Source organism: Kitasatospora sp. NPDC059599 (assembly GCF_042735125.1).
Taxonomy (GTDB): domain Bacteria; phylum Actinomycetota; class Actinomycetes; order Streptomycetales; family Streptomycetaceae; genus Kitasatospora.
Window position 1 is genome coordinate 6,269 of sequence record NZ_JBHWCL010000050.1, and the last position, 13,395, is coordinate 19,663.

A 13,395-nucleotide genomic window follows, 5' to 3' on the forward strand; every position below is an offset into this window, starting at 1 on the left:
CGCGAAAGGGCGGGTCCCCTCCTGGTGGAGGGGACCCGCCCTTTCGTCTGGCAGCAGCCGCAGCGTTACTCGGGGAAGCCCGGGATCACGCCTTCGCCGTCGGCCATCAGGAGGTCGCGGACCTCGTCGATCGTCGCGTCCGCACTCGGCAGGATCAGCTCGGACGGCTCCAGCGAGTCCAGCGGCACCGGGGTGCCGTACTGCTTCACCGCCTCCAGCAGCTTGCCGTAGGCCCGGCGGAAGAGCTCCTCGTCCCCCGAATCCACTGCGGTGACGAGCTCGGAGTCGAGCTCGTTGAGCAGGTTCAGGTGGTCCTCGCCCACCTCGAACTGCCCTTCACCCATGACCCTCATGATCATGCCGTGCGTCTCCCTGGTTCGTGGGGGTCGAGCTCAGATCACTTGTTGTAGTTGATGCGCGGGGTGTCCTGCTGCTGCTGCGGCTGGGCCTCGGGCTTGCCCTGCTCGATCGCGGCCGGACCCGAGGCGGGACCGCCGGACAGCTCGGCCTTCATCCGGGCCAGCTCCAGCTCGACGTCGGACCCGCCGGCGACGCGCTCCAGCTCGGCCTCGATGTCGTCCTTGCGGCCGAGACCGCTGGCGTCGTCGAGCGCGCCCGAGGCGAGCAGCTCGTCGATCGCACCGGCCCGGGCCTGCATCTGGGCGGTCTTGTCCTCGGCGCGCTGGATGGCCAGGCCGACGTCACCCATCTCCTCCGAGATCCCGGAGAAGGACTCGGCGATGCGGGTCTGCGCCTGCGCGGCGGTGTACGTCGCCTTGATGGTCTCCTTCTTGGTGCGGAAGGCGTCCACCTTGGCCTGAAGCCGCTGGGAGGCGAGGGTGAGCTTCTCCTCCTCGGCCTGCAGCTGCTGGTACTGCGTCTCCAGATCGGTGATCTGGGACTGCATGTTGGCCTTGCGGGTCAGCGCCTCGCGGGCGAGGTCCTCACGGCCGAGGGACAGCGCCTTGCGGCCCTGGTCCTCGTACTTGGCCGACTGCTGCTGGAGCTGGGTCAGCTGGAGTTCGAGGCGCTTTCGCGAGGTCGCGACGTCCGCGACACCACGCCGTACCTTCTGCAGCAGTTCGAGCTGCTTCTGGTAGGAGTAGTCGAGCGTCTCACGGGGATCCTCCGCCCGATCCAAGGCTTTGTTCGCCTTGGAGCGGAAGATCAGCCCCATACGCTTCATGATTCCGTCGCTCATGGGCCTCGGGTGCCCCCTTCTCCGGGCTGCGGTCTTATCTCGTTACCAGACACGACGAGTGTATGTGCAGCGAGCCCATCGCCGCAGTGCACCTGCCTGCAACAAGACTGCTACAGCGACCAGGGGTGTTTCCTCCTCCCCCGGGTGGATCCGCCCCTCATCCCCCCCATCGTCCATCCGACTGATCCCCTACGGGAAGCCCCCGGGAAACCCGGTTCGGGCGACCACCCCGCGGTATCGATATGCGTTCGGTTCCGAGGGCACCCGTGGAAGCGGCTCCGCACCCCGTACGCTGGGGGTGTGTTCCGACGCCGTTCAGATGATGCCGCCGCCTCCGCCACCGTGCTGGAGAAGCAGGACGAGACGCCCCAGGCCCGCCACCCGGAGGCCAAGAAGGGCCGCCCCACCCCCAAGCGCAACGAGGCCGAGGCCCACCGGCGCACCCGGGTGACGGTGCCCAAGGACCGCAAGGAGGCCAGCCGCCAGGCCCGCGACCGGATGCGGGGCGAGCGCGAGAAGCAGCGCCAGGCGCTGATGAACGGCGACGAGCGGCACCTGCCGGCCCGCGACAAGGGCCCGGTGCGCAAGTTCGCCCGTGACTACGTGGACGCCCGCTGGTCGCTCGCCGAGTTCTTCCTCCCGGCCGCCGTGGTCATCCTGGTACTGAGCATCATCAAGGTCCAGCAGATCCAGGTGCTCTCCACGCTGCTGTTCCTGCTGTTCTTCGTCTTCGTGATCCTGGACTTCGCCCGCCTCGGCCTCGGCCTGCGCAAGCAGCTCGCCGAGCGGTTCCCGACCGAGAACACCCGCGGCACGGTCGCCTACGGCATCATGCGCACCCTGCAGATGCGCCGGCTGCGCCTGCCCAAGCCGCAGGTGCGGCGCGGGGAGAAGCCCTGACCGCCGAACCGGTCGACTCCGGCTGGGCCCCGCCTTCCTGGGAGGGGCCCGGCCTGTACGCGCTGCCGGGGCAGGGCCACGGCGGCCACGACCGGCTGGCCCAGGAGCGCCTGCTGCCCTCGCGCAGCGGGTCCTTCGCCGGCGGCACCGCCGCCTGGCTGGACCGGCTCGGCGGACTGCGCAACTTCGTCCGCCAGGAACTCGTCTCGCGCCAGCTCGCCGAACAGCTGACCGGCCGCAGCGCGCAGCGGGTCCTGGACATCGGCTGCGGCCAGGGCACCCAGGCCCTGCGGCTGGCCCGGGCCGGCCACCACGTCACCGGGATCGACTCCGACCCGGTCGCGCTCGGCGTCGCCCAGGGGGCGCTCGCCGAGGAGCCGGCGGAGGTCCGCGGCCGGCTGCAGCTGCTCAGCGGGGACGGCCACCAGTGCGGGCGCTGGTTCGGCCCGCGCAGCTTCGACGTGGTGCTCTGCCACGGCGTCCTGATGTACCTGCCCGACCCGGACCCGATGATCGCCTCACTGGCCCGGCTGCTGGCCCCCGGCGGACTGCTCTCGCTGCTGGTCCGCAACCGCGACGCGCTCGCGCTGCGGCCCGCCGCCGCCGGCGACTGGCGGGCCGCGCTGCACGCCTTCGAGAGCGACCGGTACTACAACCGGCTCGGGCTGGCCGCCCGCGCCGACCGGCTCGCCGACCTCTCCGTCACCCTCTCCGAGGTGTCGGTGCCGCTCCGGCACTGGTACGGCGTGCGGGTCTTCACCGACAACGCCCCCGACGACGCGGCCCCGCCGGTCGACGGACGGCAGCTGGCCCAGCTGCTGGAGGCCGAGGACCGGGCCGGCCGCACCGACCCGTACCGGCAGGTCGCCGCGCTGCTGCACGTGATCGGGGCGAAGTAGGGCGCCTGCCGCGCCCGCCCCGGCCGAGGGCCTACTCCTCGTGCAGGCTCATCGCGTAGACGACCCGGTCGTCCTCCAGGAGCACCGCGGTGTCGACGCCGTCCTCCGCGAGCTGCTTCCAGGACTCGCCGATCCAGGTCTCGGCGTCCCCCTGGCCGGCGAACTCCTCCTGGCTGCCGCCGGGCGTCACCGCGCTGCCGTCCGCCTTCTCGTACCGCCACGTCCACGCCATGCCCGGCTCCTCCCACTGACGACACTGCCTGTGTTGCTGCGCACCTTAGCCTGCCCGGCCGGATCTTCCGTATGCCTCGTCCGGCAGGATGTCCGGCATGGCGACCCTCCCCCCGCTCCCCCGCACGCTGCTGCTCGGCGGCGCCCGCTCCGGCAAGTCGACCCGGGCCGAGCAGCTCCTCGCCGACCGCCCGGACGTCCTGTACGTGGCCACCGGCGGCACCCGGGACGGGGACGACGAGTGGGCCCGGCGGGTCGCGCTGCACCGCGAGCGCCGGCCGGCGAGCTGGCGCACCGCCGAGACCTGTGACCTGGAGGCCGTGCTGGCCGACACCGCCGATCCGGCGCCGGTGCTGGTCGACTGCCTGGCGCTCTGGCTCACCGCCGTGATGGACGAGTGCGACGCCTGGGACGACGGGGTCTGGGAGGACCGGGGCGAGGCCGCGGTGCAGCGGCGCTGCGAGGCACTGGCGGCGGCCTGGGCGGCCACCGGGCGGACGGTCGTCGCCGTGAGCAACGAGGTCGGCATGGGTGTCGTCCCCGCCACCGCCGCCGGGCGGCGCTTCCGCGACACCCTGGGCCGGCTCAACATGGCCGTGGCGGACGCCTCGGAGCGGGTCCTGCTGGTCGTGGCGGGGCAGGTGCTGACCGTCAAGCCAGCCGCGGGCTGAACATCTTCGGCGTGTAGCCTTCCGGACGATGGACACGACCGTGGATCTCGATACGTTCTCCTCGCTCGTCGAGCGCCCCGACGAGAGCGCCCGGCGGGCCGCCGACGAACGCTGGCAGGCCGCCGACCGACCGCGCGGCGGGCTCGGCAGGCTGGAGGAACTGGGCAGCTGGCTGGCCTCCGTGCAGGGTCGCTCCCCGGTGCGCCCGGTGTCTGCGCCCAAGGTGCTGCTGTTCGCCGCCGACCACGGCGTGGCGGCACTCGGCGTCTCCCGGATGCCCGCCGTCGGCGGCACCGCGGCCCGGGTGCGGGCCGTGCTGGACGGCACCGCGCCGGTGGCCAAGCTGGCCGCGCGCTACGGCGCCGACGTGCGGGTCGTCGACGTCGCGGTGGACGTCGACCCGGCCGACTTCCCGGACGAGGTGGTCGCCCACCGGATCCGGCGCGGCTCCGGGCGGATCGACGTCGAGGACGCGCTCACCCCGGAGGAGACCGCCCGGGCCTTCCGGGCCGGCATGGCCGTCGCCGACGAGGAGGCCGACGCCGGCACCGACCTGGTACTGCTCGGCGACCTCGGGGTCGGCTCCACCACGGTGGCCGGCGTCCTGGTCGGCGCGCTGTGCGGAACGGACGCGGCGGCGGTCACCGGGCGCGGCTCGGGCATCGACGACCGGGTCTGGATGGTCAAGTGCGCCACCATCCGGGACTCGCTGCGGCGGGCCCGGCCGGTGCTCGGCGACCAGCTGGCGCTCCTCGGCGTCACCGGCGGGGCCGACTTCGCGGCGATCACCGGCTTCCTGCTGCAGGCGGCCGTCCGGCGGCTGCCGGTGGTGCTGGACGGTGTGGTCGCGGCGGCCTGCGCGCTGGTCGCGCAGCGGATCGCCTTCCGCGCACCCGAGTGGTGGCGGGCCGGGCAGTCCAGCGGCGAGCCGGCCCAGGCGAAGGCGTACGACCGACTGACCCTGACGCCGCTGCAGGACCAGGGGATCACCATGGGCGAGGGCGTCGGCGCGCTGCTCGCGCTGCCGCTGCTGCAGGCGGCGGGGGACGCGCTCTCGGACGAGACCCCGAAGCCGTTCGTACCGGCGGCGCCCGCCGCGCCGAAGGAGCAGCCGAGGCTGCCCTCGGCGGCGGACCTGCTGCGGAAGCTGTAGGCGGCAGGGCCGACCGGGCGCCGGAGACCCAGGGCCGGAGACCGGGACCGGGACCGGGCCGTCGCCTCGGTCCCGCGCGATTTCCCGCGCCCCCGGGCGGACGCCCGGCAGTCCGGAGAACGCCCCGCGCAGGGGCGTTCCCGCGGTGAGAGGAACGCGTTGATGACGGACCGCACTGCTCGGGCCACGTGGGAGGACGGGCTGCGGTTCGGGTTCGGGACCCTGTCCGTGCTGCGGGTGCGGGTGGAGCGCTGGGACCGGGCGGCGGGGGCCCGGGCGATGGCGACGGCCCCGCTGGTGGGACTGGTGCTGGGCGCGCTGGCCGCCGGGGCGGGGGCGCTGGTGGCCTGGCGGGCCGGCGGGCCGCTCGGGGCGGTGGCCTCGGTGGGCGTGCTCGCCGGGCTGACCCGGGGCTTGCACCTGGACGGCTTGGCGGACGTCGCCGACGGGCTCGGCAGCGGGAAGCCGGCCGAGGACGCGCTGCGCATCATGAAGCAGTCCGACATCGGCCCGTTCGGCGTGCTGACCCTGGTCCTCGTACTGCTGGCCCAGACCGCAGCACTGGCCGGTCAGTTCGGGCACTCGCCGCTGCGCGGCGCGCTCGCGGTGCTCGCCTCGGCGACGGCCGCCCGCTGCGCGCTCGCCTGGGGCTGTCTGCGGTCGGTGCCCGCCGCCCGGCCGGGCGGGCTGGGCGCGGTGGTCGCGAGCACGGTGACACCCGCCGGGGCGGTCGCCGGGACGGCCGGATCGGCACTCGTCCTGGCCGCACTCGGACTGTTCGACGGATGGTCAGCTCTCCGTCTCCCGCTGGCCCTTGTGTTCGGGGTCGGCTGCGCCCGACTGCTGCTCGGGAGGTGCGTGCGGCGCTTCGGCGGAATCACCGGGGACGTGCTCGGGGCGATGGCCGAGACCGCCGCGACGGGAGCGCTGTTCGCCCTGGCGTTGCTCGGCTGACACCGGGCGGCGCGTGATCCCAGCATGCGGACTACCATGCGTGGAGCACCGCAGCCCTGCACCGTGGCAGGTCCTGCCCGCCCGGCGCGTTCCGAGGAGCCGGGGCCTCCGGTGTGCGCGGCCGCTCCGGCGGGCGCGCGCAACCAGGGGGCCCGGACCCGGAGGCCCGCCGGCGGACGGCCTGCGACGGCGGGCTGCGCCGGTGCGGCAGCCGCGCCGCGACCGGCCGTGGACCGCGAAAGAACAGGACGCATTACGTGACTGCATTGTCTGTGAGCACCTCCTCCGCCGCCTCGCTGCGCGCGGACGCCCTGGTGGTCGGTGTCGCCAAGGGCCCGAAGGGCATCGTGCTGGCCCCCGGCGCCGAGGCCGTGAACGAGGCGTTCGAGGGCAAGCTGGCCGAGGTCCTCAGCACCCTGGGCGCGACCGGCGCCGAGGGCGAGGCCGTGAAGGTCCACTCCCCCGCCGGCCTGAAGGCCGCGCTCGTGCTCGCGGTCGGCCTCGGCGAGGCCGGCGAGGAGGGCTACGGGCTCGAGGCGCTGCGCCGCGCCGCCGGTGTCGCCGCCCGCGCCCTGGCCGGTGCCAAGAAGGCTGCGCTGGCCCTGCCGGCCGAGTCCGCCGCGGAGATCGAGGCGGTCGCGCTGGGCGGCCTGCTCGGCTCGTACGCCTTCGGCACGTACAAGGGCAACGGCAACGGCAAGGAGCCGGTCGGCGAGCTGGTCCTGCTGGCCGCCCGCAAGGGCAGCAAGGACGCCAAGGCCGCCGTGGAGCGGGCCGCCGCGCTCGGCGAGGAGATGAACCGCGCCCGCGACCTGGTCAACACCGCCCCGAACGACCTGAACCCGAAGAGCTTCGCCGCGATCGCCCAGGCGGCCGGCAAGGAGCACGGCCTCAAGGTCGAGGTGCTGGACGAGAAGGCGCTGACCAAGGGCGGCTTCGGCGGCCTGCTGGGCGTCGGCGTCGGCTCGACCAACCCGCCGCGCCTGGTGAAGGTGGCCTACACCCACCCGAAGGCCAAGGCCACCCTGGCGTTCGTCGGCAAGGGCATCACCTACGACTCGGGCGGCATCTCGCTGAAGCCGGCCGGCCACAACGAGACCATGAAGTGCGACATGGCCGGCGCCGCCGCCGTGTTCGCCGCCGTGGTGGCCGCCAAGCGCCTGGGCCTGGCCGTCAACGTGACCGCCTGGCTGGCGCTGGCCGAGAACATGCCGTCCGGCTCCGCCACCCGCCCGGGCGACGTGCTGCGGATGTACGGCGGCAAGACCGTCGAGGTCCTGAACACCGACGCCGAGGGCCGTCTGGTGCTGGCCGACGCCATCGTGCGGGCCGGCGAGGAGAACCCGGACGTCATCGTCGACGTGGCCACCCTGACCGGCGCCATGGTGCTGGCCCTGGGCAACCGCACCTTCGGCGTGATGGCCAACAACGACGAGCTGCGCGACGACCTGCACGCCCTCGCGGGCGAGGTGGGCGAGCAGTCCTGGCCGATGCCGCTGCCCGCCGACCTGCGCAAGGGCATGACCGAGTCGACCATCGCCGACCTGGCCAACATGGGCGAGCGGATGGGCGGCGGCCTGGTGGCCGGTCTGTTCCTCAAGGAGTTCGTGGCCGAGGGCATCGACTGGGCGCACCTGGACATCGCCGGCCCGGCGTTCCACGAGGGCGCCCCGTTCGGCTACACCCCGAAGGGCGGCACCGCGAGCGCGGTGCGCACCCTGGTCCGCTTCGCCGAGCGGACGGCGAACGGCAAGGCCTGATCAGGCACCCGCCGAGACGGGGCCCGGCGCGTGCGCGCCGGGCCCCGTTCGCGTCCCGGTCCGGTTACCTACGAGTAGGACGGGCGGCCGGGTCGCACCCTTGTTCGCTGCGGGCGAAACTTTGTTCCACAGTGCGGAAGAGACCGCCGCGGATGGCGCGGAAGACCCCCGTCCGGCGGCTGTCAATACTGCGCTGAGCTGCGATGATGCCCATCCGTGGGGGGTATTCCCGCCCCGGTGACCACTCCGTGGGACACCTCGGGGGTGGACCCGGACATCAGCTACCGCGAACAAGTGCGAAGATGTATTTCCGGCACGACTGGGCGCCTCACAAAGGCTTCCGACCCACCGGACCGTACCGGCCCGGCGACCCACCCCATTGCATGGAGGACGTGACGTGGCGAACGACGCCAGCACCGTTTTCGACGTAGTCATTCTCGGAGGCGGAAGCGGCGGTTACGCCGCGGCGCTCCGCGCCGCTCAGCTGGGCCTGAGCGTCGCCCTGGTCGAGAAGGGTGAGCTGGGCGGCACCTGCCTGCACCGCGGCTGCATCCCGACCAAGGCGCTGCTGCACGCCGCCGAGATCGCGGACGAGACGAAGGAGGCCGCCGAGTTCGGCGTGCTGGCCACCTTCCAGGGCATCGACATCAACGGCGTCCACAAGTACAAGGACGACGTCATCGCCGGCCTGTACAAGGGCCTGCAGGGCCTGGTGGCGTCCCGCAAGGTCACCTTCATCCAGGGCGAGGGCAAGCTCTCCTCGCAGACCTCGGTGGACGTCAACGGCCAGCGCATCGAAGGCCGCCACATCGTCCTGGCCACCGGTTCCGTGCCGCGCTCGATCCCGGGCCTGGAGATCGACGGCAACCGCGTCATCTCCTCGGACCACGCCCTCAAGCTCGACCGCATCCCGAAGTCAGCCGTCATCCTCGGCGGCGGCGTCATCGGCGTCGAGTTCGCCTCGGTCTGGAAGTCCTTCGGCGTCGAGGTCACCATCGTCGAGGCCCTGCCGCACCTCGTTCCGCTGGAGGACGAGAACTCCTCCAAGCTGCTGGAGCGCGCGTTCCGCAAGCGCGGCATCAAGTTCGAGCTGAAGGCCCGCTTCTCGGGCGTGGAGTACACCGAGACCGGTGTCCGCATCTCCACCGAGAACGGCAAGCAGATCGACGCCGACCTGCTGCTCGTCGCCATCGGCCGCGGCCCGGTCTCGGCCGGCCTCGGCTACGAGGAGAACGGCGTCGCGATGGACCGCGGCTACGTCCTCGTCGACGAGTACATGCGCACCAACGTGCCCACCATCTCCGCGGTCGGTGACCTCGCCCCGACCCTGCAGCTGGCCCACGTCGGCTTCGCCGAGGGCATCCTGGTCGCCGAGCGCCTGGCCGGCCTCAAGCCCGTGCCGATCGACTACGACGGCGTCCCGCGCGTGACCTACTCCAACCCCGAGGTCGCCTCCGTCGGCATCTCCGAGGCCAAGGCCGTCGAGCTGTACGGCAAGGACAAGGTCGTCACCCTCAAGTACAACCTGGCCGGCAACGGCAAGAGCAAGATCCTGAAGACCGCCGGCGAGATCAAGCTCGTCCAGGTCAAGGACGGCGCCGTGGTCGGTGTCCACATGGTCGGCGCCCGCATGGGCGAGCAGGTCGGCGAAGCCCAGCTGATCTACAACTGGGAGGCCCTGCCGGCCGAGGTCGCGCAGCTCATCCACGCGCACCCGACCCAGTCCGAGGCCCTGGGCGAGGCGCACCTGGCGCTGGCCGGCAAGGCCCTGCACGCGCACGACTGATCGCGCCCCACCCCCCTTTTCCGGTACTTCCCGTACGCAAGTACTTCCCGTACGCAAGACTTGATAGGAGTCGCTGAAACCATGGCGGTCTCAGTAACACTGCCCGCGCTGGGCGAGAGCGTTTCCGAGGGCACCGTCACCCGTTGGCTGAAGGCCGAGGGTGAGCGTGTCGAGGTCGACGAGCCGCTGCTGGAGGTCTCGACCGACAAGGTCGACACCGAGATCCCGGCCCCCGCTTCCGGCATCCTCTCCTCGATCAAGGTCGGCGAGGACGAGACCGTCGAGGTCGGCGCCGAGCTGGCGATCATCGACGACGGCTCCGGCGCCCCCGCGCCCGTCGCCGCCCCGGCCGCCGAGGCCGCGCCCGTTGCCGCTCCGGCTCCGGTCGCTGCTCCGGCTCCGGTCGCCGCCCCGGCCCCGGTCGCCGCCCCGGCCCCCGTCGCTGCCCCGGCCCCGGTCGCCGCCCCGGCCGCCCCGGCCGGCGACGCCACCCCGGTGCTGCTGCCCGCCCTGGGCGAGTCCGTCACCGAGGGCACCGTCACCCGCTGGCTGAAGGCCGAGGGTGAGACGGTCGAGGTCGACGAGCCGCTGCTGGAGGTCTCGACCGACAAGGTCGACACCGAGATCCCGTCCCCGGTCGCCGGCACCCTGGTGAAGATCCTGGTCGGCGAGGACGAGACCGCCGAGGTCGGCGCCCAGCTCGCGCTGATCGGCGCCGCGGGTGCCGTCGCCGCCGCCCCGGCCCCGGTCGCCGCTCCGGCCCCGGTCGCGGCCCCGGCCCCCGTTGCCGCTCCGGCTCCGGTTGCCGCTCCGGCCCCCGTTGCCGCTCCGGCTCCGGTTGCCGCTCCGGCCCCCGTTGCCGCTCCGGCTCCGGTCGCTGCCCCGGCTCCGGTCGCTGCCCCGGCTCCGGTCGCCGCCGCTGCCGACAACGGTGACGCCTACGTCACCCCGCTGGTGCGCAAGCTCGCCGCCGAGCACGGTGTCGCGCTGTCCTCCGTCGCCGGTACCGGCGTCGGCGGCCGCATCCGCAAGCAGGACGTCATCGCCGCCGCGGAGGCCGCCAAGGCCGCTCCGGCCCCCGTCGCCGCTGCCGCCCCGGCCGCCGCGCCGAAGGCCGCCGCCGCGCCGTCCGCCCTGCGCGGCCAGACGGTCAAGATGACCCGCATGCGCAAGGTCATCGGCGACAACATGATGAAGGCCCTGCACGAGCAGGCCCAGCTGACCAGCGTGGTCGAGGTGGACATCACCAAGATCATGTCGCTGCGCGGCAAGGCCAAGGACTCCTTCCTCGCCCGTGAGGGCGTGAAGCTGTCCCCGATGCCGTTCTTCGTCAAGGCCGCCGCCCAGGCGCTGAAGGCCCACGCGGTCGTCAACGCCCGGATCAACGACGCCGAGGGCACCATCACCTACTTCGACACCGAGAACATCGGTATCGCGGTGGACTCCGAGAAGGGTCTGATGACCCCGGTCATCAAGGGTGCGGGCGACCTCAACATCGCCGGCATCTCGAAGAAGACCGCCGAGCTGGCCGGCAAGGTCCGCGACAGCAAGATCACCCCGGACGAGCTGTCGGGCGCCACCTTCACCATCAGCAACACCGGTTCGCGCGGTGCGCTGTTCGACACCGTGATCGTGCCGCCGAACCAGGCCGCCATCCTGGGCATCGGCGCCACCGTCAAGCGCCCGGTCGTCATCGAGGCCGACGGCGGCACCGCCATCGGCATCCGCGACATGACCTACCTGTCGCTCTCCTACGACCACCGCCTGGTGGACGGCGCCGACGCCGCCCGCTACCTGGTCGCGGTCAAGGAGATCCTGGAGGCCGGCGAGTTCGAGGTCGAGCTCGGCCTCTGACCCCTCCACGGTCCTGCGGAACCCCGCGTCGTCCCCGGACGGCGCGGGGTTCCGCCGTTCCCGGCCGCGTCCGGCCGTTCCCGCGGCCCGATCTGCCGCTGCCGGACGCCGATCCGCGGTCCCGGACCCCCGATCCGCCGTTCCCGGCCCGGGCCACGCCGGGTCATGGCATGCGCGGACGCGGACGAACGGGGATGCTGGAGCGGTGATTGACGAGACGGACTTCTGGCAGATCATCGACGAAACCCGGGACGCCGCCGACGGCGACCCCGACGAGCAGGCCGACCGGCTGGTGGAGCAGCTCGTCCGACTGACCCCGGACGACGTGATCGACTTCGCCCGGCTCTTCGAGGCGCGGTTCCAGCGCGCCTACCAGTACGACCTGTGGGGCGCGGCCTACCTGCTGCTGGACGGCGCCTCCGAGGACACCTTCGACTACTTCCGCTGCTGGCTGATCGCCCAGGGCCGGGAGGTCTTCGAGGGCGGGCTGATCGAACCGGACGACCTGGCCGACCTGTTGCCCGAGTTCGACGAGGAGGAGGACGGCGAGGCCGAGGACATCGGCTACGCCGCCGACGAGGCGTACGAGCGGCTGACCGGGCTGCCGCTGCCCGAGGTGGGCGGGCGGCAGGCCGGACGGCCGTCCGGTCCCTCGCTGGACTTCGACGACCCGGACGTCATGGCGAAGCGCTTCCCCAAGTTGTGGGAGCGGTACGGGGACTGAGCGGGCCCGCCGCCCGGGTGTCGGGCCGGCCGCTGCCCCGGGGGGCGGGCCGGCCCGGGCTCGGGCCGGCCCGGTGCTCAGGTGGAGCTGCCGGACGAGCTGTCCTGCTGGACGCCCTTGAGGATCTGGTCCAGTACCGAGGGGTCCGGCGCGGACGGGTCGTCGTCCACGCCGCCCTCGAAGACCACGTAGCCGCCGCCCTTGGCCGGGACGGCGGCCAGCAGGACGTACCCCTGGGTGCCGTCCGAGGTGCGGATGTGCCAGCGCGTGGCGTAGCCGAGCACGCCGGCGACGCTGACGTAGCCGGAGCCGTAGTCGGTGTGCGAGGTGATCCCGGTGAAGATCTGCCCGGCGTAGGTGGGCATCGTGGCGTCGGCGGCCGCCTTGGGGGTGGCGCCCTGGACGGTGTCCTTCTCGACCGAGAACTGGCCGCGGATGCAGGAGTTGCCGTCCGCGCAGGTGTAGCGGCCGCTGCCGAGGTAGACCGTGGAGTGCGCGGAGTCGGCCACCGCGTCCCAGCCGTCGAACACCGGGACGGTGATCGCGTGCTGCGGGTCGGGGACGGTGGTCTTCAGCACCGGTGCGGGCTTGGGCGCCGGCACCGTGGGGCTGGTGGTGGGCCGGGTCGGGGTGGGGCTCGGGGCGGGGCCGTCGCTCTGGGTGACGGTGACCGTGGGCGCCGGGGTCGGGTCCGCCTTCGGGTCCCCGCCGCCGGTGCCGAACACGATCGCGGCGGTGATCGCGCCCACGGCCAGCACGCCGACGGAGATGCCGATGGCCAGGCCGGACCTGTTCCCGGCGGGGGCCGGGGGCGGGTAGCCGGGCCCCGGGTAGCCGTAGCCCGCGCCCTGGGCCGCCGGGTAGCCGGCCTGCCCCGGGTACCCGGCCTGCCCCGGGTACCCGGGCTGTCCCTGGTGGGCCTCCTGGCCCGGGTAGCCGTAGCCGGCCGCCGGGGAGCCGTCCTGCCCCGGGTAGCCGTAGGCCGGGGGCGTGGTGGCGCCGCCGGGGTAGCCGTAGCCGGGCTTCCGGTCGGAGGGCTGCCAGGCGGCCTCGGTCGGGGCCTCGGCGAGCGGTCCGGCGCCGCCCTGGAGCGGCCTGACCTCGTTGGTCCAGGCGTTGCCGTCCCACCAGCGCTCGTGACCGGGGGTGCCGTCCGCACCCGGAACCGGGTACCACCCGGGAGGCGTCGAGTTGCTCACGGCCGTACGGTACCCGCCGGGGCGGCGGTCCAGACAGGGCGAGCGGGTCACGACTCTGCACCG

At 73.3% G+C, this 13,395-nt stretch carries 13 protein-coding genes; 9 read left to right on the plus strand and 4 right to left on the minus strand.

What is annotated here, in order from left to right:
- Positions 1–65: 65 nt before the first annotated feature.
- On the minus strand, positions 66–359 hold the full coding sequence (locus ACFV04_RS19025) for a hypothetical protein (protein ID WP_360262119.1): 294 nt from the start codon (positions 357–359) through the stop codon (positions 66–68).
- 38 nt (positions 360–397) lie between these two features.
- Positions 398–1,201 carry a PspA/IM30 family protein gene (locus ACFV04_RS19030; protein ID WP_380342823.1) on the minus strand — a complete coding sequence of 268 codons (804 nt, stop codon included), beginning with the start codon at positions 1,199–1,201 and terminating at the stop codon, positions 398–400.
- Between the two features lie 300 nt (positions 1,202–1,501).
- Here ACFV04_RS19030 and ACFV04_RS19035 point away from each other — a divergent pair, with 300 nt between their 5' ends.
- Positions 1,502–2,101 (plus strand): DUF3043 domain-containing protein, encoded by a 600-nt coding sequence (locus ACFV04_RS19035; protein ID WP_380342820.1) that lies wholly within the window; start codon positions 1,502–1,504, stop codon positions 2,099–2,101.
- A 158-nt stretch (positions 2,102–2,259) separates the two neighbouring features.
- A complete protein-coding gene (locus ACFV04_RS19040; protein WP_380342913.1) occupies positions 2,260–3,000 on the plus strand; it encodes a class I SAM-dependent methyltransferase in 741 nt (246 codons plus the stop codon).
- 31 nt (positions 3,001–3,031) lie between these two features.
- Here ACFV04_RS19040 and ACFV04_RS19045 read toward each other — a convergent pair whose 3' ends face one another.
- Complete coding sequence (locus tag ACFV04_RS19045; RefSeq protein ID WP_360262116.1) at positions 3,032–3,232, minus strand: hypothetical protein; 201 nt, start codon at positions 3,230–3,232, stop codon at positions 3,032–3,034.
- A gap of 97 nt (positions 3,233–3,329) precedes the next feature.
- Between ACFV04_RS19045 and cobU the strand changes: the two genes are divergently transcribed.
- The 7 genes from cobU (at position 3,330) to ACFV04_RS19080 (ending at position 12,133) form a co-directional block, all read left to right on the plus strand.
- Positions 3,330–3,902: a bifunctional adenosylcobinamide kinase/adenosylcobinamide-phosphate guanylyltransferase gene (gene cobU, locus ACFV04_RS19050; protein WP_380342817.1), complete on the plus strand. Its 573-nt coding sequence runs from the start codon at positions 3,330–3,332 to the stop codon at positions 3,900–3,902.
- 28 nt (positions 3,903–3,930) lie between these two features.
- Positions 3,931–5,055 (plus strand): nicotinate-nucleotide--dimethylbenzimidazole phosphoribosyltransferase, encoded by a 1,125-nt coding sequence (locus tag ACFV04_RS19055; RefSeq protein WP_360262115.1) that lies wholly within the window; start codon positions 3,931–3,933, stop codon positions 5,053–5,055.
- 162 nt (positions 5,056–5,217) lie between these two features.
- Positions 5,218–6,009 (plus strand): adenosylcobinamide-GDP ribazoletransferase, encoded by a 792-nt coding sequence (locus ACFV04_RS19060; protein ID WP_380530341.1) that lies wholly within the window; start codon positions 5,218–5,220, stop codon positions 6,007–6,009.
- A gap of 257 nt (positions 6,010–6,266) precedes the next feature.
- A complete protein-coding gene (locus ACFV04_RS19065; RefSeq protein WP_380342810.1) occupies positions 6,267–7,769 on the plus strand; it encodes a leucyl aminopeptidase in 1,503 nt (500 codons plus the stop codon).
- Positions 7,770–8,166: 397 nt separating this feature from the next.
- Complete coding sequence (gene lpdA, locus ACFV04_RS19070; protein ID WP_380342807.1) at positions 8,167–9,555, plus strand: dihydrolipoyl dehydrogenase; 1,389 nt, start codon at positions 8,167–8,169, stop codon at positions 9,553–9,555.
- 81 nt (positions 9,556–9,636) lie between these two features.
- Positions 9,637–11,409 (plus strand): 2-oxoglutarate dehydrogenase, E2 component, dihydrolipoamide succinyltransferase, encoded by a 1,773-nt coding sequence (gene sucB / locus ACFV04_RS19075; RefSeq protein WP_380530345.1) that lies wholly within the window; start codon positions 9,637–9,639, stop codon positions 11,407–11,409.
- A gap of 208 nt (positions 11,410–11,617) precedes the next feature.
- The gene (locus tag ACFV04_RS19080) at positions 11,618–12,133 is read left to right on the plus strand and encodes a DUF4240 domain-containing protein (RefSeq protein ID WP_380342910.1); all 516 of its coding nucleotides are present in this window, start codon (positions 11,618–11,620) and stop codon (positions 12,131–12,133) included.
- Positions 12,134–12,210: 77 nt separating this feature from the next.
- Here ACFV04_RS19080 and ACFV04_RS19085 read toward each other — a convergent pair whose 3' ends face one another.
- A complete protein-coding gene (locus tag ACFV04_RS19085; RefSeq protein ID WP_380530348.1) occupies positions 12,211–13,332 on the minus strand; it encodes a DUF2510 domain-containing protein in 1,122 nt (373 codons plus the stop codon).
- Positions 13,333–13,395 lie beyond the last annotated feature (63 nt).